Below are 25,049 nucleotides of genomic sequence, written 5' to 3'. Positions count from 1 at the left end.
CGAAGTCGGCAAAAGTTGCGTTGTCGGTTATTTAGGCTGCTCGCAAATAGAATTGTTCCGCGGCTGACAATCCCTCACTTTGCAGGTGTCGATATTGCCCTTTTCGTATCATGTGGAGCAGTTCGATGCCGGCCAGGATTGTCTGTGCCCGCCGAAACGATTTGAATCCTAACATCGGGCGTATGCGGCGTTTAATATTCCGGTGATCTTGTTCAACCAAATTATTCAGATACTTGTTCTGCCTGACAGTCATGGTTTCTTCTTTTGATTTGTCGGCGTTGAGTATCGTCAGCGCTGCCGTGTTGGCACCACTTTTATCGATAGTGACCACTTCAGGTTCGCCGTGATGACGAATGGCCTTGCGAAAGAAGCGCAACGCCGCTGCCGCATCCCGTTTGGCCGTCAACAGGAAATCGATGGTCTGGCCTGCAGTATCCACCGCGCGATAGAGATATCTCCACTGCCCTTTGATTTTGATATAGGCTTCATCCATTCGCCATCGACGCCCCACAGAACGTTTATTCCGGCGAAATACCTTATCCAGCAAAGGCACCAGACGAATAACCCAACGATGAAGCGTGGAATGGTCAACAGCAATACCGCGTTCAGCCATCATTTCTTCCAAATTGCGCAGGCTCAGGGCATAAGCCAGATACCAGCGAACACATTGTACGATGATATCAACGGGGTAATGCAAGCGTTTGAAGGCGTTTCGGATCAGAGGCATGGGTAGGCAACATCTTTAAAAAAACAGCATGTTACCTGATGATGTCTTAATGCGACAGAACCGGATAAACAGATGTCTCGGTTTTCAGATTGCTCACTTACTCCTTTGCTAGCTAGCAGTGATTGTGGTAAATACTAATATTATCAATACATATCCCACCGATATACAACCCTTCTCCCAATAGGTCGAACACACTCACGGCTACAAACGAAAAACTCACTAAACTTACAACGACTAAAACTGTAGGAATGACATACCCTTTCACTACTCCTCCTTGAGTTACACTAACAGCGGTTTATTTCACAAATGAGTAAATGTTATTACACTACTGCATTAACCACACTGACGTATGATAAGCATACAAAAAGTCTATACAACCATCTACCATCACCGGCTATTTGCAACAGTGCCGAGCTTTTGAAATGTAAGGCCTTTCAATCAGACAAAAGGTTAGCTCATCGCGAACTTTGCAACAGTGCCGCATCTCCTGCAGTTCACGGTAGCTAATGCTGTATTTGCAGTACCAGCGAACCGCCCACAGGATGATGTTTCTCTGAAAATGCCGGCCTTTGAATACGTTCATGTGCAGCTCCGTCAGCAAATGGGGGCTTTCAGTTTATCACCTCAAGATTTTTGCAACAGAGCCCAAAATGATACCCGCGAGCATTTGATGAAATTATAGTTTATTGATAATTCTATTTTTTATGAAATAAAAACTCAGTAGGAATATTCTCACATTAAGTCCGCTTCCATTCCGATATACGCCCACATCTGTTTATTGTTTAATCACTCCAACGAAATACATTGATCTATATCATGTTTTGGTGAAACTCAAAATAGAGACGACATCACATGCTGACAGACCATTCATCAATTAACCCTACATTTTAATTTTGGATATTTTACACATGAAAAAGCAACTGATTGGTCTGAGCGTTTTATCTTCTTTGGTTTTGGGCATGACTGCAGCACACGCCGCACCACCGACAGCTGAATTGAAAGTTATCGGTACACTGACTGTTCCAAGCTGCACCGTCGCTTCTCCAGATGAAGGTGTTTATGATTTCGGTAAATTGTCTTCATCTTTAGTCAAATCAGGGACGGCCACGACTGCGCTGACCCCAATGACGAAAACCTGGACGGTGACCTGTGATGCTGATACTTATCTGAACTTCATGCCTGTTGATAACCGTGCGGCATCTGCCAGTGTTGCTGCCACCACTAACTTCGGCCTGGGTAACGTGAACACGACCGGCAAAATCGGTTACTACACTGCACTGATTAAGAACGGCACTGTAGACGGCAAATCGTCTAACTTGTTCTCTTCTGCAACATCAACGTTTGCAGCAGCAACAACCGCTAGCTTGACCACAGGCTTACGCACCGGTTGGTCATCAGCGGCTAACACCCAGAGCACCGGTAAAGTGTTTGTGGCGGATATCACAGTGAGCCCAATGTTGGCTGGCACCACCACCATGAATGGCCCCATCACTGACGATGCCGAGCTTGACGGTTCTATGACCATGAACTTCGCTTTCGGGATTTAATTACCGCGAAGACAAATTAATAGTGAAAAAGGGCCGGAATATTATTTCGGCCCTTATTTTTTGTTTTATTGATAACGCCAGTTTGTTTTCACAAATAAAGGAGAATACACCAATGCTCATCGGCGTGAATTCCTCGCTAATATCAAGGGTAGCTGACTCGCGATGACAGAAGGACAAACAGGTACCCATCTCCCGCTTATTTTCATCACTTGGATCCTTCAAAAATGATTGTTTTTGAGCATTAATTTAAAGATTAACGTATTGATAATAATGAATTTAATAAGATAGAAATTCAGTAGGAATATTCTGACATCAAGTCCACTTCTGTTCTGATATACGTCCATGCCTGATTATTGTTTAATCACCCCAACAAAATAAATTGATTTACATCATGTTTTAATGAAACTCAAAATAGAGATGACATCACATGCTGACAGACCATTCATCAATTAACCCTACATTTTAATTTTGGATATCTTACACATGAAAAAGCAACTGATTGGCCTGAGCGTTTTATCTTCTTTGGTTTTGGGCATGGCAGCAGCACACGCCGCACCACCTACTGCTGAATTAAAAGTTAAAGGGAAGTTAGGTGTTCCAATTTGTAACATTACCGCACCTGATAATGGGGTTTATGATTTAGGTAGAATATCAGCGGTGCAAGTGAAACCGGGAACAACTATCACCTCATTGCCTACAATGAGCAAGACTTGGATAGTGAACTGTGACTCACCAACATATTTAAGCTATAGAGCTATTGATAACCGTACGGCTTCAAGGAGTGATACATCATCCACAATAAATTATGGGTTAGGGTTCATTAATGGAACGGGTAAGATTGGTTATTATACCGTTTTAGTAGATACCCCTACAGTTGATGGTAAAAAGACTTTTATGTACGCGCCAGGAAAACTAGCTGGGGACAGTTTCTATATGGCTCCGTCATATGATCCTTATATCTTTTCAAATAATGCTGCTATCGCTACGTCTGGCAAATCGTTTGGGATAAATATGACAGTTATACCAAGATTAGCGGGAACCTCAACAATGAATGGTTCTGTTACTGAAGACGTAAATATTGATGGCTCGGCGACGATTATTTTTGCATTTTCGGTCTAGTAAAGTACCAGGGTAGGGGCTCTGTTGCATAAGTAGTATGAGGTTTGCAAAGATTGCGTTATCGATTATTTAGGCAGCCAGCAAATAGGATTGTTCCGCCGGTGACAATCCCTCACTTTGAGAATGTTGATATCGCCCTTTTCGTATCATGTGGATTTTCTTTACTCCCTAATTTTATGTGGCTATTTGGATGTGTGTATGTTGTTTTCTGTTGGTTTAGAAATGCACAAAAATACAGATGATATGTATAAAATTATTATTCCAGCTTTATATGCTGGTCACTCAATTAGAGTAACTGAAGATAAAGAGAATATATTAACCATTATCAGAGAGTTCATTCTATTGACTATTGAGTCTAATTTGAATACTCATGATTTTTCCATTGAAAATATTAAGGATGCTGGTTTTCTCGCTTATGCTTCATATCCTGAGTATGCGACTTATAATACATGGTTCATTATAGACATTGACTTATCATCATTCAAAGGTAAACAACAACGAGTCAGTATTGCCATTCCTGATTTTTTAATCACTCGCGTAGATTATGCAGTTCAAAGTAATCATTCAATTTATCGTGATCGCAGCCACTTTTTTTCTGAAGCCGCTCAAAATGAGCTTGCCAAACTGGTTGGTGACAAAACCTTATAAAAGGTATCAGTACATCATCACAATGTACTGATACCCCGACGTATTAGGGGGCTGATGCTCAGTGGAACGAAAATTCACGTTAAGGGCTTTTGGTAAGGTGATTGTTAAAAATGATCCACAAGGGCTCCTTTTTAGGGGTTATTAGGGGTTTGAAGGGGTCTGTCGCATTAAGACATCATCAGGTAACATGCTGTTTTTTTTAAAGATGTTGCCTACCCATGCCTCTGATCCGAAACGCCTTCAAACGCTTGCATTACCCCGTTGATATCATCGTACAATGTGTTCGCTGGTATCTGGCTTATGCCCTGAGCCTGCGAAATATCGAAGAGATGATGGCTGAACGCGGTATTGCTGTTGACCATTCCACGCTTCATCGTTGGGTTATTCGCCTGGTGCCCGTGTTGGACAAGGCCTTCCGCCGACATAAACGCTCTGTGGGCAGTCGATGGCGCATGGATGAAACCTATATCAAAATCAAAGGGCAGTGGAAATATCTCTATCGCGCGGTGGATACTGTAGGCCAGACAATCGATTTCCTACTGACCGCCAAACGGGACACTGCAGCTGCATTGCGCTTCTTTCGCAAGGCCATTCGTCATCACGGCGAACCTGAAATGGTCACTATCGATAAAAGTGGTGCCAACACGGCAGCGCTGACGACACTCAACGCCGACAAACCAGAAGAAGAAACCATGACTGTCAGGCAGAACAAGTATCTGAATAATTTGGTTGAACAAGATCACCGGAATATTAAACGCCGCATACGCCCGATGTTAGGATTCAAATCGTTTCGACGGGCCCAGACAATCCTAGCCGGCATCGAACTGCTCCACATGATACGAAAAGGGCAATATCGACACCTGCAAAGTGAGAGATTGTCAGCCGCGGAACAGTTCTATTTGCTAGCAGCCTAAATAACCGACAACGCAACTTTTGCCAACTTCATATCACTAATGCGACAGAACCCTATTAATTAATAAGTAACAGTTTTTACTTGCCATTATCCTTGCGAACATCGGTGGGGATAGGCCTAAACTCACGGTCACTGCTCGTTGGAATCGTCATGATCAACCGTCGTGCATCTTCTGCGGGCATACTAAATTTCACCCCAAACTGTTGTCCTACCTCAAGGGTGAAGACTTTGGTATACACTTCTGTACTCTTTAGTTCTTTATGGCCCATAAATGCCTGGACCACTTTCAAGGGCACACTGTGCTGGATCAGGTGCATCGCATAGCTGTGTCGAAACGTTTTGGTGGTCACTGGATCAACCCGAAACACAAGCCCGTCACGTTTGGCATTGTCGACCGCACGCGTTAACCAGTTGCGAGCGGTGTCATCGGTGATCGGCCACAACGGCTCGTGCCTTTTGGGCTTGAAGGTGGCCAGATATTCCCGTAAGCGCAATGTATAGCTTTGGTCCGATAAAGGGATCGCCCGGTCAAATCCCTGAGTTTGCTCCACTTTCGTCGGGCGACCTGGTTTGCGTCGGCGCTGTTTGAGTGTCCGTAGCACAATAAAAGGACGCCCGCCATCGAGTTCAATGTCAGCCGGCGTCATGGCCAGCGCTTCATTAATACGCGCCCCGGTGTTCCACAGCGTTTCCATCAACAACCGTTGATGCAAGTCGGCAAAATATCCGAGCAGCACTGACACTTCCGGGGCTAACAGATATGCCGGCGTGCCAAGATTGGCCCGGAGCGCCATGTTGCGCAGTTCGGTCGCCCCTTGCCAATCAAAATAGCTGCCGATCGCGCTACGCGAAAAGTTTTCAGTATTAAGGGGGATAAGGTTCAAGATTTCAATCTCCGCGATCGTTGGGTTGATGACCCTTCATGTGACAAATCGCCCTCACTATTACCTAGGCTCATCCTTATTGTGCCGTAAAAGTCACGCTCAGCCGAGCGTAATAATTCCCCGATCGGACCCGGGATCATTCGGTTATTTTCTTATAATGGATTAAATACCGAATAAAGAAAATAAGAAAGGGCCACGACAGACGCCCGTCATACCGTGACCCGGTGCCTTTCGGCACAACATAGTGTATGAAGGTGACGTAAAATACACAAGGTATAGCCTTATCCACAGAAAAAGGGGACAAGGTCAGTTGAATTCGGGGCTTTACCGCTAAAACCGAAAAAGATCCCAAAGGGAAAGACAGGCAGGCATTAATGAGGAGACGGCCTTAAATCCCCAAGATCAAGAAATCAATCGCCGCCACCAATTCATCACGTAAATGGTCTGCATCCATAACCAAGTTATCTGAACTGAGGTTTTTAACATCCGTGGTCGTCAGTAAACTGGTCATGATCACATAGTCTACGCCATCTATTGTTAAGACAGGTGACAACAGCTTCACTTGTGAATTTGTTGGTTGTTTACGGGCCAAAGGAATGACGAGCCTAGTACTGAGATGGCTTAGAAAATCGGATTGAATGTCAATGAAATAGGGGTATACATGCTTATTTCTGGCCGTATTTTTATAGACGGAAAATTGCGCCATTACAATACCCCAAATTCATTATCGTCTGAGAAAAGGCCATTTTCTTCCACAAAGCTATTTAATGCTTCAAGACCAGCACGATTATCTGTCAGCCAGCGTTCCCGCTGACGTTCCTTAACGGCCAACTCAAGTGCTTGATTCAGCGTTGCCGACAGATTCAGGTCAAGCTCTTTGGCCTGCTCAATTAAATCAGCGTTTAAGTACACGTTTGTATTACGTTTTTTACTTGCAGTATTCGTTCTCATCACGAACTCCAGCCAAAGGTTATGCGCACAACTATAGCGCATATTTTTATCACTCTCTAGTCGGGGCCTTAACGCAAAAACCGAAAAGGATCCGGAAAGAAAAGAAAGGTAGGAATGAGAAAACAGCCTTAAATCCCTAGGCTTAGGTTTGTTGTAAAAAATAGCATTACGATGAACACTCATAACCTCCCATCGTTCTTATAAGTCAACATGATGCATAACAACTTAAGGGAGACATCTTGGTTCTGTCGCATTAGCGTAGGTCAGTCAGTAAAAGTTGCGTTGCCGGTTATTTAGGCAGCCAGCAGATAGAATTGTTGTGCAGGTGACAGTCCCTCACTTTGAGGATAATGGCACTGTCCTTTACGTATCATGTGCACTAACTCAATGCCCGTCAGTATCGTCTGTGCCCGTCGAAACGATTTGAAGGTTCTGTCGCGTTAGCGTAGCTCAGTTAGCAAAAGTTGCGTTGTCGGTTATTTAGGCTGCTAGCAAATAGAATTGTTCCGCGGCTGACAGTCCCTCACTTTGCAGGTGTCGATATTGCCCTTTGCGTATCATATGAATTAATTCAATGCCTGCCAGTATCGTCTGCGCCCGGCGAAATGATTTAAATCCCGTCATCAGTCGGGTTCGCCGCTTTATATTTCGATGGTCCTGCTCAATCAGATTATTCAAATATTTGCTCTGCCTGATAGTGATAGTTTCATCTTCGGCTTTATCGGCATTAAGCGTCGCCAGCGCTGCTGTATTGGCTCCACTTTTATCGATAGTGACCACTTCAGGTTCATTGTGGTACCGGATGGCCTTGCGGAAGAAGCGCAACGCCGCTGCCGCATCCCGTTTGGCCGTCAACAGGAAATCGATGGTCTGGCCTGCAGTATCCACCGCGCGATAGAGATATCTCCACTGCCCTTTGATTTTGATATAGGTTTCATCCATGCGCCATCGACTGCCCACAGAGCGTTTATGCCGGCGGAAGGCCTTGTCTAACAAGGGCACCAGGCGAATAACCCAACGATGAAGCGTGGAATGGTCAACAGCAATACCGCGTTCAGCCATCATTTCTTCGATATTTCGCAGGCTCAGGGCATAAGCCAGATACCAGCGAACACATTGTACGATGATATCAACGGGGTAATGCAAGCGTTTGAAGGCGTTTCGGATCAGAGGCATGGGTAGGCAACATCTTTAAAAAAACAGCATGTTACCTGATGATGTCTTAATGCGACAGAACCCGAATTCTTACGCCTAGCCTATCACACCTAAGTGTCATTTCGTTTATTGCGTTTTTCGTTTATTTCGACTAATCTGTGCATGACAGCTTCTTAAGATTGAAACTGAAACTCAAAACTGAAACCTTTAAATTGGATACTAAAATGACAAACTCAATTCTTGATAGCCTGAGCCTTCCAGCTCAAGGGGAGATTGAGGCAGCTGTACGTGGACAAAGGGAGCTTGCTGCCTACCTCTCCACTAAAATGGAAACACAAAAAATTTCGATTCAGGATGCAGATAACAACACTCACCAGATTGAGCTTCCAACATCGTCATTGACTTTGCTTATGTCTATTCTGGGAGAGTTGGCTGTTGGAAACGCGGTTCAGGTTGTTCCTGTACATGCTGAATTAACAACGCAGGAAGCTGCCAATATTCTGAATGTTTCGCGCCCTCATATGGTGAAACTCTTGGAGAACGGGAAGCTACCTTTCCACAAAACAGGTCGCCATCGCCGCGTACTTTTCGCCGATTTGATGAGATATAAAGATCAGCGAGATAATGAAAGCAGCAGAGCAATGCTGGAATTGGCAGACCATAGCCAGGAGCTTGGATTTTACTGATGACTCACTCACCTTATCCCGTAGTCTTAGATGCTTGCGTTCTCTACCCATCCTTACTACGGGATTTATTGATGCACCTGGGGCTAACCGGACTGTATCAGCCTAAATGGTCGACCATTATTGAGGACGAATGGCAGCGAAATTTGATTAAGAACAGACCAGACTTAAAACCTGACCAAATCAAACGAACCGGGGAGCTAATGAATCAGGCCTTACCTGATGCAATGGTTATAGGCTTCGAACCGCTTGTTGGCAGCATCGAACTTCCTGATGTTGACGACAGACATGTTGTGGCCACAGCCATTTTCAGCAATGCTGAAATCATCGTTACGTTCAATTTGAAAGATTTTCCGCAGACATATTTGGATAATTTTTTTATTGAAGCGATACATCCAGATGATTTTATTACTGATTTGTTCGATTTGAATCAGGCGCTTGTACTGTCAGCCGTAAACAAGCAGCGCCGCATTATGACAAAACCACCGAAATCGGTTGATGAGTATCTTGATACCCTACTTCGTCAGGGTTTACCACAAACAGTAAAAGAACTGAGTAAATTTCGCTCTCTAATTTAGTCCGCTTGGTGGTCGTTTCGGCCACTGGCTAAGTCTTAAGTATTTGCAAACATGGATTACCGTCATTTTAGATAAGCCTGCCAGGCGTCGCCGCCGGTCATTGCTCATATGAGAAGGATATTCCTGTCTGTAACTTTAATATTTCGAAAAATTCATTAATAGAACGCTTCTTTACGTTCAGCCGCTTTCACTCCCGTGATAGAGGTCCTATTTAAGTATCCCTATACCGAACTAGTGTAATCCGGTACTGTATTAACCTATAATACCAACCCTAATCAGACTGGTATCACAAAAGGACTCAAACAGTACCATGACAATGTTTGTTCGTGCTTACCTGCGGGCCTCGACCAGTGAACAGGATGCGCAACGTGCTCGCGACATGCTTGACCGTTTTGCTCATGAGCATAATGTTGTCATCTGCAACTATTATGCTGAGAATGAATCAGGGGCACACCTTGACCGCCCTGAGCTTTTTCGTTTGCTCAATGACAGCCGCGCTGGTGATGTATTACTGATTGAGGATGTTGATCGTCTGTCTCGTCTCAAAGGGGATGAATGGGAAAAATTGAAGGCGATTATTCGTCAGCGGGGCGTCTGGGTTGTGGCTGTAAATGTCCCTACGACCTGGCAGCATCTTTCCCCGAAGTCTAATGAATTTGATAACCGAATGTTTGCGGCCATCAATGATATGTTGCTCGATATGCTGGCCGCAATTGCTCGTCGTGATTATGAGCAACGTCGGGAACGCCAGCAACAGGGGATCATAAAAGCAAAAGCGGCAGGGAAATATCGGGGACGCCAGATTAACAAGGCTCGTTATGATGCCATCAATCGATTGTTGTTGAGTGGTAGTTCCTGGAGCCAGGTTCAAAAAACCATTGGTTGTAGTCGGAGCACTATCAGCAGTGCCATCAAATATGCTGAAAGACAGAACAAAGTTAGTCCCCTCCTCCAGATAACGGACGCTCCTGCCCCACTTTCCATGACGCTGTTTGTGTCGATAGAGAATGGCAGCAAATTTACCCGAGGGAAGAAAAAGACTCGAGAGTTGATAGACTGGTTCATTGAGGCTGAATTTGACGGCCAATCGCTAGGGGGGAATGAATATCGGATGCCATTGACCGCCGAAAACGATGAGCAGATGAAAGAGCAGGTAGAGTATTTGTTCAGTGAAATTAATATGATAGCGGATGTCCGTAACTGTCTGGTCATTGACTGCCTACTTACCAATGACCAAACGGGCTTGGGATGGGATGATTGTGCCGGTTGTTGGCAATAAGTCGGTGTAACACCCGGCATATTATGTATGAGCTAATTTATGTACTCTTCCCTCTTTCAAGTTCTCGTTTCAAAGCCGCTAATGCTCGCTTGAGAGTTTCGCCTAATGGCTCATCAATAATATCAGCGATGCGGTACAACTCGTCTTTGGTCTCTTGCTCACCCTTAATGTTGATTTGTATATTGCGTCCGGTTTTAAATCTCCGCTTTGAGCGTTCGACTGGGGGCGTTGGTGGTGTTGACTGGCGGCTGACAAAACCGTGTTCGTTGGCTAGCTCCTCAATTTCTGCGTTGCTTTGCCTTGGTTTCTGCTCGGCTGCTGATTTAGGCTCGAAATTCTTCAAGCTATCCAATGGATCTACACGACTCATAATGTAACCTTGTCTTGTTGCTGTGATGCATCTGAGGTAATTCTTGCTATCACTTCTCGAGTGAAGGCCTCTGCATTTTCAATTGCTTTATCTACATTTGAAACTTCGTCACGGGGAAGGGTTTCAAGAGGTTGGCGGTATGAAAACATCGCTTTGAAAGCGGCCCGTTCATTTAACTCTGTCTCAAAGAAAGGAATTCCCCCGGCTTTAAAGCTTTTACGGATATGTCTTGTATCCCGGCTCTGGATTGCGGCCGACGTACGTGTGAACAAAACAGCGTAAGGTAGTTTGTAATCAGGTTTATGCTTCTGAATACCACGTTCATGAGCCCTGATTAACCCAAAGGCTCTGCTAGCCTGTTCGGCGTCCAGTTGCGAGCCTTGTGTAGGTACGACTACAAAGTCTGATTCTGCAATCGCATATGCAACTATGGTCGCTGCTGTTCCCTCTAGGTCGACGATTACGAAAGGTGTTTTTGTCGCGGCCTCAGCGATAGTCTCACCGATCGTTTTATCCGTAACGTCTGAGATAATGGTCATGTTTTGTGGAGTATCTCCTCCCTCTGACCAGGTTTTAATAGGGTGGTTCGGGTCGGCATCAATAACGGTGACGGGAACGCGACGTGCGATCTGCATAGCTAATGCTAAAGCTGATGTAGTTTTCCCTGCCCCCCCCTTCGGTGATACGAAAACAATAACAGGCATACTTACGTCCTCTCGTTAATTTAGAATTCCTTTTTGAATTCCAAAAGAGTTCCATTTGAGAATTCTGACATAATTCTTTTCGGAATTCAATTAAGAATCCTTTATTGAATTCTGTAATGGATTCTTTATGGTTTTCTTTCTTGTAACCTGAATGAATTCAATGATGAATTCAAATTAAATTCATAAAAGAATTCATCATTGAATTCATGAAGGGATTCCATAATGGTACTTTTTCGGTGTTGGATGTGAATTCCTATAGGAATTCTTTAATGGTACCTTTGTTGGTTCCAATATGAATTCTTAACGAGTTGTATTTTAATTTACAATATAACTATGATATATATGATTTTATTTTTTTATGTCGGGGGAAGGGGAGGGCGTCATTTATATTCGCCTATTCTATGGATGTACAACGAATACCAGAGCCTTAAATCTTAGCCGTCGGAATTTCATTCCAATTAGTCGTGTATGCAGGAGAAAGCATTTCCCGTTTCATCTTCCAACCTTTATCTATTCCTTGCCCCGCAAACCACACCTTTCCTATCCCTTCTCGGTTTATGCGGTCGATAACTTTCATCAACTGCTCACTGTTGGCTCTTGGCGGTGTTTCGTCAAACATATCTATCTGACCAGGGCGGCTACAAAAATCATTCAGGATTATCCCTGCTTTTTGGTATCGATACCCATCACGCCAAATTTGCTCCAGTGCGCTCATCGAGGCTGCCACAATATCTCGTGTGTCCTGGGTGGCCAGCATTAATCGATGATTGGCATTGTTGCTGTAAAACGGTTCATTCGAATACGGACTGGTACGAATAAAAACACTGATATAACGGCAATATTGCCGTTCCTGCCGCAGTTTTTCCGCCGCTCGCTCCGCGTACTGGCACACCGCCTGGCGCATATCCTGTAAGGTTGTGATACGTTCCCCAAAACTCCGGCTGCATATGATTTGCTGTTTAGCGGGGAGTGCATCGATGGAAATACAGGGTGTGCCATTAAGCTCCCTCACGGTTCGCTCAACGACAACACCCAATGTTTTTTTTATCAGCTGAAGGTTGGCGTCAGCCAGCTGCAACGCCGTTTCTATGCCCATCGTCTTGAGTTTGATACTCAGCTGGCGACCAATGCCCCAGACGTCCTCGACCAGTAAAAGCGCCATCAGCTTGCGTTGCCTCTCTCTGTCTGACAAGTCAACAACACCGCCGGTAGCAGGCCATTTTTTCGCACCGTGGTTGGCGAGTTTGGCCAGAGTCAGAGTCTGGCCAATGCCGATCCCGGACAATAAGCCGGTTTGTTGAAATACGGTATCTCGCACGCGCTTCCCGTAACTGGCCAGCGGTTCACAATGTTCGATACCATCAATCCTCAAAAATGCTTCATCGATGCTATAAACCATCATCGATGCGGCCATCGATTCCAAAATAACCATGGTTCTGGCACTGAGATCTCCGTACAGCGAATAATTTGAGCTAAAACAAGTGACCTGGTGACGTTCTATCAGCGCTTTTATCTGAAAGTAGGGCGCTCCTCGTTTAATCCCCAGTTGCTTGGCTTCTTTATTGGCCAAGACGCAATTCCCGTCATTATTACTCAGACAGATAACCGGTTTCCCCTTAAGGTCAGGCCTGAAGAGTTGTTCCACACTGGGGTACATAGAATTAATGTCGCAGAGCAGGAACATACGCACCTCACTTAAAGGTATGAATGGCGTGCATAACAACGCCAAAAATGTCCAGATCATCGGGGTCAACATAGATTGGGCTGTAAGCGGGATTCATGGGTTGAAGGCTGAGCCGGGGATGAAGACTCAGCCTCTTAACCGTGAATTCGCCATCGATGGCGGCGATCACAATATCGCCATGTGCCGGTTTCACCGCTTTATCTACAACCAGCAGATCCCCAGAAAGAATGCCCGCTTCCGTCATGGATTCACCTTCAGCCCGTACAAAGTAGGTGGCGCTGGGATGACGAATGCATAAGTCATTTAAATCTAATGTTTTTTCTATGTAGTCGGAGGCTGGGGAGGGATACCCAGCCAGGCACATTTCGCCAAAAAGTGGGATCTGAAGGTGAGATCCTGTTTGCGCTGCAATGATTTCTACTTTCATAGCCAACCTAATTTAACTGTAATTATATACAGTTATACTGGTCGGAATATTCTGGGGTTGCAAGTAGGCAGTGTCGTCTTTTTTCTAGTGTCCTGTTTTGCGGTTGGAAATAGTTTCCTTTGGTCTTATCCACAGAATCGGTGGGTAACTCTGTGGAGGAAAAAAGGATATTTGGCCGTCCGGGCGGGCTTGTCATGCTGCGCACAGAGCCAGCGATGCTGTCTCTGCCCTGCGGGTTTCCATCCCATGACGCAAGGGCAACACCGGCTTGCAGATGGCCCATGGCCATCGCCGCTTTTACTGCCGGTAAAAAGCCACCGGCGCTAATGACGCCACACCGTTCCGCTGTGTCGGGTGTGTTCATGCTCGTCTGGCACTCAGTCCGCTATCCCCCGGTAAGCTCTTTCGCGGAGGGCTGCTTGTAGCACCCACACCAGGATAAATACAAGGGTAAATGGCACGCCGCAAGCGTCGCCCTTGTATTTCCCCTGCCGTCGTTGCTACCTCGCCCTTTGCCGCGACTGAACTGACCGAGAGATAGGATTAAGCACTGAGAGGGGAGAAGCAGCATGAACACACAGAACGTCAACGTCAAAACCGCCACGCCAAAACATCCCAAAAGATATGGGGAAGGGCAAAACAATCACGCTAAAACACGGGGCGTATTACGTCAGGCGTTAGAGGATGCGATTGGAGAGGTCGCGATGGCAGAAGAAGCACACATCCATTATGGAGAGCCGTTTGGTTTTAAGGATGTTATCCATTATTGGCTATCGGGTTTTTTCAGCAGTTTCAAAAAGCAGTAATAGGTGCCGGACGCGAGAACGTCCGGCAGACACAAATCAAAACCGCAGAGGTATTAACCATGTCAGTTACAGAGTCTAAAGCAAAATCAGTCAAGAAATCCACCCGTAAAGTGCCAGCGGCCGCACATGACGCACAGGCATTGGCTCAGGTGCTGGAACAGACGGCCATAGAGTATGTTCCGTTGTCCCGTCTGGTCAAATCGCCACTGAATGTGCGCCTTATTCCCTATTCTGTTGAGAGCATCACCAGCCTTGCTAACACCATTGTGTCTATGGGGTTGTTGCAAAACTTGGTGGCTCACGATCTTGATAGCGGTCTGATTGGCGTTGCCGCAGGGGGCCGTCGTTTGGCTGCGCTCAATATGTTGGTTGAACGTGGGGAATATCAGCCTGATACACCGGTTGCCGTTAAACGTGTACCGCAAGAACTGGCGGTTGCCGCCTCCATGACAGAAAACGGTGAACGTAAAGAGATGCACCCCGCCGAGCAGATTGTCGGCTTTAGGACACTGGCAGACGAGGGGAAAACACCGGCTCAAATTGGTGACTTGCTGGGCTATAGCTCACGTCATGTACAACGTGGTCTGAAACTCGCCCATCTGGCCCCTGCTTTGTTAGAGGCACTGGCAAAAGACGAAATCACCCTCGAAAAGTGTCAAATTCTGGCACTGGAAGACAGTCAGGAACGACAGGTGGGTGTATGGGAACAGGCACAACAAGTATTCGGTAGATCACCACAGAATTACCAACTGCGAAACTTGATCACCGAGCAGGAAGTCAGCATCAAAAATAACAAGAAGTTTGCTTTTGTCGGGAGTGACGAACTGGCGGCTGCGGGGGCTGTTGTCCGTACCGACTTATTCAGTGATGAAGACGAGGGCTGGATTGACCGCGCCTTACTTGATCGTCTGACACTTGAAAAGTTGGACGCTATCGCGGTGGCTATTCAGGAATGTGAAGGCTGGTCATGGTGCGCTCACCAAATGGACCCTATCGGTCATTGGGGCGAGGATGCGCGTCAATATAAGTTAGTGTCAGACCCCACGCCAGTCTATACCGAATCGGAGCAATCCCACATTGACACCTTGACGGCGGCGCTGGAAGCCACTGAAACCTACGATGATGAAAATGACATTCAGCAACAGATTGAAGACGTTGAATCTGCTGCTTCAATTCGTGGATGGACGGCAGAGCAGAAAACACAAAGCGGGGTAGTGGTATCGTTTGATAGTGGCGATTTGACCTTCCAGCGTGGGGTTATTCTACGCGAAACAGCAGTATCAAGTGAGCAACAGCAAGACAATATTACGCCTATCCCAGCGACCCAAAAAGAAAAAGGGTTGTCGTCAGCATTGATCTCCAGCTTGTCCTCCGAACGGACATTAGCGGTCATGGCGGCACTGGTACAAAATCCAGCGGTGGCATTAGCACTACATACTCACTCAATGGCCCTCAAAGTGTTCTTTGCGGAGTATTCCAGTTCCGTTCTAAAAACCCGTCTGGAAATTAAACGGCACACGTTATTGAGCAATGCTCCCGCATCGGAAGAAGGGGAAGCCCATCGCGTACTGGAGAATCTGCATAACCAATGGGAGGCCCGTTTACCCGAAGACTGGCAACTGGATTTTTCGTGGTTGCTGACATGGGATCAAGCCGAAGTGATCGCACTGCTGGCCTATTGTGTCGGTCAGTCACTGGATGCGGTAGGGTGTCATGCGAATTCGGGCGGCAAAATCGGCAATGAGCTGGTATCGGTCGAAAACGCGTTAGCTTTCGAACTGCGTGACTGGTGGCAACCGACCCAAGAAAACTATTTTGGGCGTATCAGCAAAGAGCAAATGAGCCAAGCATTAACCGCCATTGGGAAAGCGCCGCAAGCCGCCTCTGTGCTCAAAATGAAAAAGGGTGATGCAGCCCATTTAACGGCGGTTGAAATAGCACAAACTCGCTGGGTGCCGGAATGTTTGCTCCCGCTGGATGAAACCGTTTCGCTCTCTTCCACTGATGATTCAGCCGCTGCCTAATCGGAGATGTCGCCCGAAAGGGCGGCATAACATCATGACCCAAGAAGAAAAATTCACATTATTGAAGCTGCAAGCCTTTACCTCGACCGATTTTGAGCAGTACCGCGAACGGGGCGAGGGTTTTCGTCAAACGTTGTCCAGTGCCATCATCGCCTGTTTATCATTGCCGGAATACTGGGGTGTGGATTGCGAGTTTAGGCAGGAATGGGGCGGGGAATATCCGGTTCATTTACGCCTGAATAGCAAGATGGCCCCGACAACCCCGATTGAGTTAGTCAGTCCAAGCCATGGATCTCCTTACTGGTATGGGCGGCTGTGGTTTAACGGCGGTGAGTCAGTGGCATGGTTCTACAGCAGTGATTGTTTTGAACCTGATGCTATCAGAACGGCACTGGATACGCTGGCTGAATACATTCATGCCGGATATACGCAGCCAAATGAATTGGCGGTGGCGTTACGGCTGGGAGGGCATGTCGTATGATCCCAACCAATATGTCACTGGTTCCCGTCAACTCATACCAACGTGCCGCCATACAAGCCATCATGGCGGTAGAAGAAAAGAGACAGCGGGGCAGGCGATTAGGCCAATATCCCTACGCACGCGAACTCTTTCGTTATCTCTGTGGGACTAAAGGGAAAATATTGGCCTCGGATGTGCGCAGGGCCGCCAGTAATTATGACCCCAAAAATCGGGGAGGGCCGCCAAAGGCGCAATTTATCAGGGCACTGGATACCCTTATTGGGAGTCGAGGAGAAATGTGTTCACTGCCCCTTTTAACCAGTGATGGATATCTGTTTTTCCCTGAAGTGCGTTATCGCTTGCGTGAACGTCAATATCGCCAGTGGGACGTCAAAGCGGCACGCAAGGCCAATAACATCACTCGCGAGCGCCAGAAAAAACGTCGGCGTTACCAAACACAAGTCGCGCAAGCTGAAATTGACTTAGCATTTATCACGCTCAGCGAGTTATCGGCGTGGTACGAGCGGCAAGCAAAACGAGGCATCAATGATGATGACTTGTTTGACATGGTGCTGGCACGGGGGCTGCGGTTTGTGAATATGGACAGGGCAACATGGTATGGTTCGACGGATTTAGGCTGGCTTTTGGCCGATATCCGCGCCGAACTGGCGGGAAGGAGCACGGTTGAGCTGTGGCTGGATTCGTTGATACGACCCAATAAATTAGGGAGGCCGCATGGTCGGTAAATTGGGCGAATGGCGCTATTCCCTACGATGGTGTTTGCCCCATCTTCCCAGCCCCAGAGGGAAGATATTGATGTCTGAGGTGGTGCCTGCGGGTGATCCAACGCCCGCCAGTATCATGGACTTGTTTGTTCCCAGTAGCGGATATGCGGTGTGTATTGATTTTCTTGATATTCGCCCAATAAAACGGTGGACGCCAGAGCGTAAGGCACAAGCCCGACAGCGTAATATGCGGCGCAGGATCATGAACGCTGCCCCACTCTTGGCTGATGAGCTGATAGCCCGTGAGTTAGCCGCCAGACCGGAATACTTCAACGGCCAATAAGTTTCAAGGCTGCTGTGGCTTCGCCACGGCGGCCGTTTTACTTATTCAATGCTGTCATCACTCAATCCCAAAAGAAGGTATCAAGACTTCGCCGGTGAAGTCTGTTGCCTGTCCTCGGCGTTCTTGTCTCTTTTCTCATTGTTTTAGTCAGTTTTCCATCATCACGCTTTGATTGAACGTTGTTTTGGGCGTCCGGGCGGGCTGTCATGCTGCGCACAGAGCCAGCGATGCTGTCTCTGCCCTTCGGGTTTCCATCCCATGACGCAAGGGCAACACCAGCTTGCAGATGGCCCATGGCCATCGCCGCTTTCACTGCCAGTGATGAAGCCACTGGCGCTAATGACGTCCCGCCGTATCGGCGTGCCGGGTGTGTCCATCCTGTTCACTATCGGGGCGTTATCTCGCGGTCAGCTCTCTCGCGGAGGGCTGTTTGTAGCACCAACAACAGGATAAATACAAGGGTAAATGGCACGCCGCGAGCGGCGCCCTTGTATTTCCCCTATTGCCGTTGCTCCTTCGCCCTTTGCCGCGAAAGAACTCACCGAGAGATGTTAACCACCAACAGGAGAAAACTAGGATGAACACACACAAAGTCAACGTCAAAACCGCCGCTCTTGAATCTACCGAAAGATATGGGGAAGGGCCAAATCTGTACAGCATTAACATGGCAGAAGGGGAGAAAGGCACCGATTATGACGATTTTGAATGCTACGGATTTGATTCACTGAAAGCGTTACAGGCATTTCGTCAATCCTATCCGGAGAAAATGAAAAATGAATATGCCTACGAATTGAGCAAATTAGGGGTATCGAACGGCAGACACAAAAATATCACTCTTGTATCTGCAAGCCATTACAAGCAATTCATCAAACAAGTTAAAGCGTTAGGGATAGACATTTAGCGATATGCAGTCGCCAGCCGTTGGCTGGCGTTAACCCCACCAAGGAGAAACACGATGTACCAGACAACAAACGACACGACTGACCGCTTTAGCTGGGATGCCCGCGCGGAGGCGGCTTATTGGCAGTCGCGGGAAGTGTCAGCCAAAACCGAACCGGAAGCGATCACATTGACGGAGTTCATGGACGCCATCGGCACACTGTACCCGCTCGACTGGCAAGGAGACGCACACAGCGAATCGTTCAAACTGGCTGAAATGTATTGCGGTAACGTCACGTACATTTACGCCAAAGTGGGCGAGTGCTATTTCAAGTTTCGTGATGTGGTCACACTGAATCATACCGCGATTGTTCAACGACTGGAAAAGGAGGTGCAAAGCCAAGAAAGCAAGACGCAGAAATAAAAAAAGCAGACTTTCGTCTGCCCTTTTATGCCGGTTTAGCCCTGAGAAAGTTTAACCGGCGCTCAATCCACACATGGAGAGAAACCATGAAAATTGAAGTGAGCATCATGACACCCGCCGCCGATTTTGTAAAGCAGGCACCGAAAAAACAACGGCGGCTCAACCGTCCGGCGATAGCGATAAACGATATCACCGAAACCTGTAAAGCGCGGGGCCGACACATTGCCAAGTGTCAGCTAAAAAAACAGCCGGTCAGGATTCCGGCTATGCGTATCAGTGAGTTAGGACAAGTCCTCCGAACGCTGGAACTGAAACGGGCCTATGCCTGATTAATCGTGCCGCCCCTTTATGGGGCGGTATTCAACCCAAATCGGAGTTGATCATGCACCAAAAACCACTCAAAACCTGTGATAAAGGGGACGCATAACCGTGTCTCAATTGTCATTTGATGATCTATTCAGTGCGCCAGAAACACCGCATATAGAAACAGTCAAAAGCGCGGTTGTCGTCCCTGTGAATGTGCCAAAAGACGTCCCGCCGCGCATTGTTCCGCAATCGTATCCAGCGGTAGACCATTACCGGCGCGAGTTTGTGAACATTTTCAAAGAAACCGCGCGATATCATCACCGTTACGAGGTTTTCCGCGATTTTGTTACCGTGTCGGCGATTGCGCTTGAAAATGCTTGCTTGAAATCGCCCGAACTGGAGGAAGAATATTTCGCGGTGATTGCCCGTTATAAGCCTGAAGATCTGACCAGATTTGCACAGTTGCACGCGCAGATTGTCATGGGATTGGAAGCCTGTATGTGCGACTTTTTGGGCAGTATCTTTATGGAATTAGAACTAGGGAGTGACCATATGGGGCAATTCTTTACCCCGTCAAATATGTCTGATCTGATGGCGGCCCTGACGATTGGCGATCGGCTGGCAGCATTGGAACATACGCCCTATATCACGATGGATGAATGTACCTGTGGCGCGGGGGGCATGGTGATTGCGGCGGCTAAGTATATGCTGGAAAAGGGCTTTAACCCGCAAAAACAGCTGTTAGTGTCTTGTACTGACATTGATCCCGTGGCGGCGCGTATGTGTTACATCCAGCTTTCCCTATTGGGCATTTCAGCTTGTGTGCGGGTGGGTAACACAATAACGCAAGTTATCCAGTGCACCATGCTGACCCCATTCTGGTACATGCGATTTGTTCCATCACGGCACTAAGGAGACTGGCAGGGGCAACCCTGCCGGAAATGTGCAGCCTACCGACCCGCGCAAAAGGGCAGGGACTAAACGCCGCTGTGGCTTCGCCACGGCGGTTTTACGTCCAGCGTGACAAGGGACTTTTCTCTGTTCCTTGCTGACTCTGCTTCTTTCTCATTCTTTCCATCCTTATCTGACTATGCCCGCTGCGGCACATCCTTCTGTTGGGTTACGGTAGTTTTGTCTGGTGTTTTTGGGCGTCCGGGCGGGCTGTCATGCTACGCACAGAGCCAGCGATGCTGTCTCTGCCCTGCGGGTTTCCATCCCATGACGCAACACCCTGCGCTTGCAGATGGCCCATGGCCATCGCCGCTTTCACTGCCGGTAAAAAGCCACCGGCGCTAATGACGTCCCGCCGTATCGGCGCGCCGGATGTGCCCATCCTGTTCACTATCGGGTGCGTTATCTCTCGGCCAGCTCTCTCGCGGAGGGCTGTTCGTAGCACCGTCGCCGTTCATAAAACAAGGGAGGGTAAACGCCGCCAGCGGCCCCTTGTTTTATGCGCATCGCTGTCGCTACTTCGCCCTTTGCCGCGACTGAACTGACCGAGAGATAGGATTAACCACAGAGAGGGGAGAAGCAGCATGAACACACAGAACGTCAACGTCAAAACCGCCACGCCAAAACATCCCAAAAGATAGGGGAAAGGCACCCATCAATAATATTGAAAATATTGGCCTGAATAAGAGAGCGCAGGCAAAAACTCACATGGAAACTAATCATGAATATGACTAAAAATGAAGCCAGTAAAAATATTATCGTTGTCGGGCAAGTTATCAGCACGAATCTTTATGGGCGGGGGCGTGGTGTGGTTTATGGCATTCATGGGGAGCAGAAGCCCGACAGTATTCATTTATTTGGCGGTGGGGTAGGGGTCAGCGGTGGCAACGCTGAATTTGATATCGCGTTCGAATCAGGTTCATTAACCAAGAAATTGCCCGAATGTATTTTGCGTGGCGTACAATGGAAAATTCATGATGACGTTAAAACGGAAACGGATGTCGTGCGTATTTATCGTCATGCTTTAGCGGAAGAACTGTTAAAAAGAGAAAATGAAGAAGCCCAACAGGCGGCATTTAATCTGGCAGTGGAAAATATGAAAACCGCCCCCGAATATGCAACCTTAACACAAGGAAATAATGGCGCGGTTCAGGTGGCGAGTAATATTCGCAAAGAATTGAAAGCGGCTTTTTCTGGCGTCAAGTTCTCAGTGCGCAAAAATCATTATGATCGTGTTGATGTGAGTTGGACGGATGGCCCAACAGATGACGCCGTAAAAAGTATTGTTGGTAAATACAAAGAAGGGTATTTCAACGGCATGGAGGATATTTATGAATATCACGAGTCACCTTTTAATAAAGTGTATGGCGGTGTGCGTTATGTCTTTACCGACAGAGAATTTAGTGACGCCTTAACGGAGAAAGCCATTGCATTATTTATTGAGAAGTTTAAAAGTCGATTCAATACGGACATTACACTGGAAAGATATAAAAATGGTGAATTATGGTCAGTCGGTCATGGGGAGTTTTGGCACCATCACGGCGTGCAAGGTGAAATTAATAATATGCGTGCCGAGTTAAGTTCAGTTTAAAAAAAACGGCCTCTCTATGTATTTCTAGAGAGGCTATTTTATCAGGGTGATTTTTTTGCCGAGAGCGCCGGTAAGATATTCTCCCCATTGAGGGGCGAATATCTTATTCCCCGCCCACCCAATGCAAATGAAAAGCCATTTGCATTTCCCGTCCGCCCCAAAGGGGCTCCCAAAAGTTAGACAAACTTATCCACATACACACAATCAACGAATTTTTCCTTGTCCCGTCAAAAATCCGCTGGCGTTCATTTTACCCCTGGGTGGGGGTAAAATTTCTCTGGCTTTGTTTCATGTGCATATATGGATAAGTTTGATGACTCAGTAAGTCCGGCGATTATTTGCTGTTTTTGTAGCGCATGTAAATTTGATGAACTTCCTGCGCATATTGACGTCGCTTCATATCTTGCTTGTTGTCTTTTTTGAATCCGGCATTATAGGCACCCACCGCATCCCAATTCACGCCCCAGCGTTTAAATGCAATCGCAAGATAATACGCGCCTGTATAGATATTAAGACAACCGTCGGTGTAAAGGTGTTGTGGGGTAATACCAAAATCAGCCAGATGAGAAAAATTCTGAGAGTGTATCTGCATTCTCCCCACCGCATATTCCTGCTGTGATTTGACATTTAATGCCGTGTCCCTGTGTGATGACTCCCTGAATGCAATCGCCCGTAATAAGTCCGGATCAATATGATAATCCCGTCCCGCTTTATCGAAACAGTCCGAAGCCAAACTCGACATCGAGGAAAGCAAAAGAAACAGTAGACAAAACCCCTTCATCATATGAATCCATTCAAAATAGGCATAATAGAATACTGCCATTTTTGGCAGAAAAGGGATACCCCGAATATTGCAAAATCCAAACCAAAGAACGGGGAGTAAATAGTCTCTTCTAAAGTCAACTTCTCACACACCACGCAAAATTTCATTTTGCCTGATTTGCCTTTAAAATGAGTGAGTTAACGTAAGTTGTGTTGATGTATGTTAACGAGAACTGACAATTCAAAGCCACAATTAGCGCTGTAATGTGGCTTTAAGGGATGGTGATAAGGCGTATTAGGTGTGTAATGACTATTATTCAGTCAGTTATAAATTATGTAGCTGGTTTGTGGCTGCTTTAAGTGTGTGGATTGGTGCTGCATTTGGCGGTTAAATGCTCGTTTCAGTGAGGCTGATTTCAGATTTGCGGGGGGGAGGGTGTGGCTGTTTGTGTGCTAATCGTTGCTTCATACGGCGCTATAGATTGAGTGATTTGACCTTTGGTGTGCGAGTAAGTGTCTTTAAGTTGCTTAATGAGTGCTTTAACTGTGCCTTTACAGTGCTGAATAAAATATCATTGCACACCTTTATGGCTTGATAGCGGGCTAATTGGTGCTGATAAATCTAAATTCGGTGCTTATTGGTGTGTGGGTGATTTGCTGGTATTTTAATCAATTCGTTGATGTGGCTGCATGGTGTGGGGGTAAATTGCTGCATTGTGTGGGGTTTTTATCGCTGAAATGTGCTACGGTGCTGGATTGTGCGCTATGGGCTATTCGATGGGAGAGATATATCGTGCCAAGACAAAATATTTATATGAAACAAAAGACGCTGGATGGAATAAGGCAATTGGTCGATGAACGAAAAGCAGAAGGGGCTTCTTCTTCTGAGGTTAATATGTCCAGTATGGGAGCCGAACTCCTTGAGATAGGATTGCGTGTGACGCAGAACATGAAAAAGAAATCGGCAGGTGAAAGTCCGGAACAGATATTTAATCGTATGCTGATGGAAGAGTGTGTGAAAAGTCGGGTTGCCATTCAGGAAATACTCACCATGTTCTTTAGCATACAGGAAATTAAAGATGATTCCCGTTTCAGTTATTCATCACAGGTGGAGAAGATGAAAGATGATGTCGCGAATATCGTGAATAGAGCCTTCCCCAAAAGCGAATAATCATTATATTTGGCACCTTGCAAAGGCGAGGTGCTCACCGACATAATGAGTAATTAACTAATCACTTTAATTAAGGTGAGATAATTAATCTAATAAAGCCATGTCACTTTCATAAAAGGTGGTTTAAATGATTGGGGGTATTAATACTTCATCATTCAATGAGTCGATACTCTGACATTGGGTATAGATATCTTGGTTGAATAAAAAAAGAACTAACGCCACCCTAGTGTAAAGTGTATTAGCTCCGATTTGACCTGACATAACTATGGCGCAGAGCCAGACCCAATCTGACAGTCCGCTCTGTGCCAGGAGCGGACATTAACGGCCTACTTATCTAGACTAATGAGTTTGAAACCTCTCAACTGATGTGGAATATTGTTTTATAAGGCTGAACTTCTTAGGCATGTACATGCCAGAGCATAGTTAGATAATTTGAGGTGAGTAATGGACGCCGTATCAGTTGACAAAAAAAAGACTGAATTATCTCTAGATAACAATGAGTTGTTAATTCTCTATTCAGCGTTGAATGAAGTTTGCAATGGTATTTCTGTACCTGAATTTGAAACTAGAATCGGGGCGTCAAAAGAAGCCGCTTTTACGTTGTTAAATGATTTAGGGCGAATTTTAGATAAAATCAGACTCTAGACAACTACTTCGTCAGCATGGGAATTAATGCCATCATTCCGCTCCTCGCTCATAGCGGACTGTCAGATTTGATTGCATTCTGTCTGCGGAAACTGCCAGGTCGAGTCTGAGCTAATACATATAAAGGGTAAATCAAAATGATGATTGCTTTTGGCATCTCGCAAAGGTGAGGTGTTCCCTTACAGATTGACCTATTACCCATTGTTAATTATTCATCACTGATTATTGCCATGATAGATTAATCAGTATCATGGTTTGATGATAGCACCCTGTTATTCACTTAAAACATAGTG

General features: G+C 46.4%; 30 protein-coding genes and 4 pseudogenes. 20 read left to right on the top strand and 14 right to left on the bottom strand.

The features are described from left to right. Positions 1 to 31: 31 nt before the first annotated feature. Together BN68_RS22545 and BN68_RS24070 are read right to left on the bottom strand one after the other, a co-directional pair. Positions 32 to 727 (bottom strand): IS6 family transposase, encoded by a 696-nt coding sequence (locus BN68_RS22545; protein ID WP_019213429.1) that lies wholly within the window; start codon positions 725 to 727, stop codon positions 32 to 34. Positions 728 to 1,208: 481 nt separating this feature from the next. Beyond that, positions 1,209 to 1,310 (bottom strand): annotated as a pseudogene (locus BN68_RS24070) (IS6 family transposase); the annotation flags it as partial. 325 nt (positions 1,311 to 1,635) lie between these two features. Here BN68_RS24070 and BN68_RS22535 point away from each other — a divergent pair. Continuing rightward, positions 1,636 to 2,274, top strand: a complete 639-nt coding sequence (locus BN68_RS22535; protein ID WP_019213427.1) for a DUF1120 domain-containing protein — start codon at positions 1,636 to 1,638, stop codon at positions 2,272 to 2,274. A 483-nt stretch (positions 2,275 to 2,757) separates the two neighbouring features. Further along, positions 2,758 to 3,393 (top strand): DUF1120 domain-containing protein, encoded by a 636-nt coding sequence (locus BN68_RS22530; protein WP_019213426.1) that lies wholly within the window; start codon positions 2,758 to 2,760, stop codon positions 3,391 to 3,393. Between the two features lie 69 nt (positions 3,394 to 3,462). On the opposite strand, the pseudogene BN68_RS24065 reads toward BN68_RS22530, so the two are convergent. Then, positions 3,463 to 3,561 (bottom strand): annotated as a pseudogene (locus BN68_RS24065) (IS6 family transposase); the annotation flags it as partial. A 30-nt stretch (positions 3,562 to 3,591) separates the two neighbouring features. Between BN68_RS24065 and BN68_RS22525 the strand changes: the two are divergent. After that, positions 3,592 to 4,041 carry a type II toxin-antitoxin system HicB family antitoxin gene (locus tag BN68_RS22525; protein WP_019213425.1) on the top strand — a complete coding sequence of 150 codons (450 nt, stop codon included), beginning with the start codon at positions 3,592 to 3,594 and terminating at the stop codon, positions 4,039 to 4,041. A 218-nt stretch (positions 4,042 to 4,259) separates the two neighbouring features. Beyond that, entirely contained in the window at positions 4,260 to 4,955 is a 696-nt protein-coding gene (locus BN68_RS22520; RefSeq protein ID WP_019213424.1) for an IS6 family transposase, read from the top strand. A 76-nt stretch (positions 4,956 to 5,031) separates the two neighbouring features. Here the strand turns inward: BN68_RS22520 and BN68_RS22515 are convergent, their stop codons facing one another. The 5 genes and pseudogenes from BN68_RS22515 to BN68_RS22500 form a co-directional block, all read right to left on the bottom strand. Then, positions 5,032 to 5,841 (bottom strand): tyrosine-type recombinase/integrase, encoded by an 810-nt coding sequence (locus tag BN68_RS22515; protein ID WP_145496380.1) that lies wholly within the window; start codon positions 5,839 to 5,841, stop codon positions 5,032 to 5,034. Between the two features lie 385 nt (positions 5,842 to 6,226). Further along, a complete protein-coding gene (locus BN68_RS22510; RefSeq protein ID WP_019213422.1) occupies positions 6,227 to 6,544 on the bottom strand; it encodes a CcdB family protein in 318 nt (105 codons plus the stop codon). Continuing rightward, on the bottom strand, positions 6,544 to 6,789 hold the full coding sequence (locus BN68_RS22505; protein ID WP_019213421.1) for a type II toxin-antitoxin system CcdA family antitoxin: 246 nt from the start codon (positions 6,787 to 6,789) through the stop codon (positions 6,544 to 6,546). Before BN68_RS22505 ends, BN68_RS22510 begins: the two co-directional genes overlap by 1 nt. Before the next feature lie 293 nt (positions 6,790 to 7,082). Continuing rightward, a pseudogene (locus BN68_RS24060) lies at positions 7,083 to 7,217 on the bottom strand (IS6 family transposase); the annotation flags it as partial. 52 nt (positions 7,218 to 7,269) lie between these two features. After that, complete coding sequence (locus BN68_RS22500) at positions 7,270 to 7,965, bottom strand: IS6 family transposase (protein ID WP_019213420.1); 696 nt, start codon at positions 7,963 to 7,965, stop codon at positions 7,270 to 7,272. Between the two features lie 203 nt (positions 7,966 to 8,168). Here BN68_RS22500 and BN68_RS22495 point away from each other — a divergent pair, with 203 nt between their 5' ends. The 3 genes and pseudogenes from BN68_RS22495 to BN68_RS24515 all read left to right on the top strand — a co-directional run. Then, positions 8,169 to 8,630 carry a helix-turn-helix domain-containing protein gene (locus BN68_RS22495; protein WP_019213419.1) on the top strand — a complete coding sequence of 154 codons (462 nt, stop codon included), beginning with the start codon at positions 8,169 to 8,171 and terminating at the stop codon, positions 8,628 to 8,630. Next, the gene (locus BN68_RS22490; RefSeq protein WP_042807110.1) at positions 8,630 to 9,205 is read left to right on the top strand and encodes a PIN domain-containing protein; all 576 of its coding nucleotides are present in this window, start codon (positions 8,630 to 8,632) and stop codon (positions 9,203 to 9,205) included. Before BN68_RS22495 ends, BN68_RS22490 begins: the two co-directional genes overlap by 1 nt. A 310-nt stretch (positions 9,206 to 9,515) precedes the next feature. Continuing rightward, positions 9,516 to 10,139: pseudogene (locus BN68_RS24515) on the top strand (recombinase family protein); the annotation flags it as partial. 382 nt (positions 10,140 to 10,521) lie between these two features. On the opposite strand, the gene BN68_RS22480 reads toward BN68_RS24515, so the two are convergent. The 4 genes from BN68_RS22480 to umuD all read right to left on the bottom strand — a co-directional run bounded on the left by BN68_RS22480 (position 10,522) and on the right by umuD (position 13,669). Beyond that, entirely contained in the window at positions 10,522 to 10,854 is a 333-nt protein-coding gene (locus BN68_RS22480) for a hypothetical protein (protein WP_019213416.1), read from the bottom strand. Then, the gene (locus tag BN68_RS22475; RefSeq protein WP_019213415.1) at positions 10,851 to 11,558 is read right to left on the bottom strand and encodes a ParA family protein; all 708 of its coding nucleotides are present in this window, start codon (positions 11,556 to 11,558) and stop codon (positions 10,851 to 10,853) included. The genes BN68_RS22480 and BN68_RS22475 overlap by 4 nt, the downstream gene beginning before the upstream one ends. A 427-nt stretch (positions 11,559 to 11,985) precedes the next feature. Further along, entirely contained in the window at positions 11,986 to 13,242 is a 1,257-nt protein-coding gene (umuC, locus tag BN68_RS22470) for a translesion error-prone DNA polymerase V subunit UmuC (protein ID WP_019213414.1), read from the bottom strand. Positions 13,243 to 13,249: 7 nt separating this feature from the next. After that, the gene (gene umuD, locus BN68_RS22465; protein ID WP_019213413.1) at positions 13,250 to 13,669 is read right to left on the bottom strand and encodes a translesion error-prone DNA polymerase V autoproteolytic subunit; all 420 of its coding nucleotides are present in this window, start codon (positions 13,667 to 13,669) and stop codon (positions 13,250 to 13,252) included. Positions 13,670 to 14,238: 569 nt separating this feature from the next. Here umuD and BN68_RS22455 point away from each other — a divergent pair. From BN68_RS22455 to BN68_RS22410, 10 genes are all read left to right on the top strand, one after another. Further along, positions 14,239 to 14,475: a hypothetical protein gene (locus BN68_RS22455; protein ID WP_019213411.1), complete on the top strand. Its 237-nt coding sequence runs from the start codon at positions 14,239 to 14,241 to the stop codon at positions 14,473 to 14,475. A 59-nt stretch (positions 14,476 to 14,534) separates the two neighbouring features. Beyond that, entirely contained in the window at positions 14,535 to 16,499 is a 1,965-nt protein-coding gene (locus BN68_RS22450) for a ParB/RepB/Spo0J family partition protein (protein ID WP_019213410.1), read from the top strand. A gap of 34 nt (positions 16,500 to 16,533) precedes the next feature. Next, positions 16,534 to 16,980, top strand: a complete 447-nt coding sequence (locus tag BN68_RS23050) for a conjugation system SOS inhibitor PsiB family protein (protein WP_019213409.1) — start codon at positions 16,534 to 16,536, stop codon at positions 16,978 to 16,980. Next, a complete protein-coding gene (locus BN68_RS22440) occupies positions 16,977 to 17,705 on the top strand; it encodes a plasmid SOS inhibition protein A (protein ID WP_019213408.1) in 729 nt (242 codons plus the stop codon). Before BN68_RS23050 ends, BN68_RS22440 begins: the two co-directional genes overlap by 4 nt. Continuing rightward, positions 17,695 to 18,027 (top strand): hypothetical protein, encoded by a 333-nt coding sequence (locus BN68_RS22435; RefSeq protein WP_042807109.1) that lies wholly within the window; start codon positions 17,695 to 17,697, stop codon positions 18,025 to 18,027. The genes BN68_RS22440 and BN68_RS22435 overlap by 11 nt, the downstream gene beginning before the upstream one ends. Positions 18,028 to 18,285: 258 nt before the next feature. Then, positions 18,286 to 18,480 carry a hypothetical protein gene (locus tag BN68_RS22430; RefSeq protein ID WP_042807108.1) on the top strand — a complete coding sequence of 65 codons (195 nt, stop codon included), beginning with the start codon at positions 18,286 to 18,288 and terminating at the stop codon, positions 18,478 to 18,480. 124 nt (positions 18,481 to 18,604) lie between these two features. Beyond that, positions 18,605 to 18,928: a hypothetical protein gene (locus BN68_RS22425; protein WP_019213405.1), complete on the top strand. Its 324-nt coding sequence runs from the start codon at positions 18,605 to 18,607 to the stop codon at positions 18,926 to 18,928. A 54-nt stretch (positions 18,929 to 18,982) separates the two neighbouring features. Then, complete coding sequence (locus BN68_RS22420; RefSeq protein ID WP_019213404.1) at positions 18,983 to 19,330, top strand: hypothetical protein; 348 nt, start codon at positions 18,983 to 18,985, stop codon at positions 19,328 to 19,330. An 86-nt stretch (positions 19,331 to 19,416) separates the two neighbouring features. After that, the gene (locus tag BN68_RS22415; RefSeq protein ID WP_019213403.1) at positions 19,417 to 19,659 is read left to right on the top strand and encodes a hypothetical protein; all 243 of its coding nucleotides are present in this window, start codon (positions 19,417 to 19,419) and stop codon (positions 19,657 to 19,659) included. Positions 19,660 to 19,759: 100 nt separating this feature from the next. Further along, complete coding sequence (locus tag BN68_RS22410; RefSeq protein WP_019213402.1) at positions 19,760 to 20,548, top strand: N-6 DNA methylase; 789 nt, start codon at positions 19,760 to 19,762, stop codon at positions 20,546 to 20,548. 208 nt (positions 20,549 to 20,756) lie between these two features. Here the strand turns inward: BN68_RS22410 and BN68_RS22405 are convergent, their stop codons facing one another. Next, a complete protein-coding gene (locus BN68_RS22405) occupies positions 20,757 to 20,969 on the bottom strand; it encodes a hypothetical protein (RefSeq protein WP_019213401.1) in 213 nt (70 codons plus the stop codon). 339 nt (positions 20,970 to 21,308) lie between these two features. Between BN68_RS22405 and BN68_RS22400 the strand changes: the two genes are divergently transcribed. Continuing rightward, a complete protein-coding gene (locus BN68_RS22400) occupies positions 21,309 to 22,178 on the top strand; it encodes an LPD29 domain-containing protein (RefSeq protein ID WP_019213400.1) in 870 nt (289 codons plus the stop codon). 334 nt (positions 22,179 to 22,512) lie between these two features. On the opposite strand, the gene BN68_RS22395 is transcribed toward BN68_RS22400, so the two are convergent. Then, a complete protein-coding gene (locus tag BN68_RS22395) occupies positions 22,513 to 22,962 on the bottom strand; it encodes a transglycosylase SLT domain-containing protein (protein ID WP_455685168.1) in 450 nt (149 codons plus the stop codon). A gap of 726 nt (positions 22,963 to 23,688) precedes the next feature. Here BN68_RS22395 and traM point away from each other — a divergent pair. Together traM and BN68_RS22385 are read left to right on the top strand one after the other, a co-directional pair. Continuing rightward, positions 23,689 to 24,111 carry a conjugal transfer relaxosome DNA-binding protein TraM gene (traM, locus tag BN68_RS22390; protein ID WP_391592546.1) on the top strand — a complete coding sequence of 141 codons (423 nt, stop codon included), beginning with the start codon at positions 23,689 to 23,691 and terminating at the stop codon, positions 24,109 to 24,111. A gap of 444 nt (positions 24,112 to 24,555) precedes the next feature. Beyond that, positions 24,556 to 24,756, top strand: a complete 201-nt coding sequence (locus BN68_RS22385) for a hypothetical protein (RefSeq protein WP_019213397.1) — start codon at positions 24,556 to 24,558, stop codon at positions 24,754 to 24,756. Positions 24,757 to 25,049 lie beyond the last annotated feature (293 nt).

Source organism: Yersinia massiliensis CCUG 53443 (assembly GCF_000312485.1).
Lineage (GTDB): Bacteria > Pseudomonadota > Gammaproteobacteria > Enterobacterales > Enterobacteriaceae > Yersinia > Yersinia massiliensis.
The sequence above is the reverse complement of the archived record's forward strand: the minus strand, read 5'-3'. Positions and strand labels throughout refer to the sequence as shown.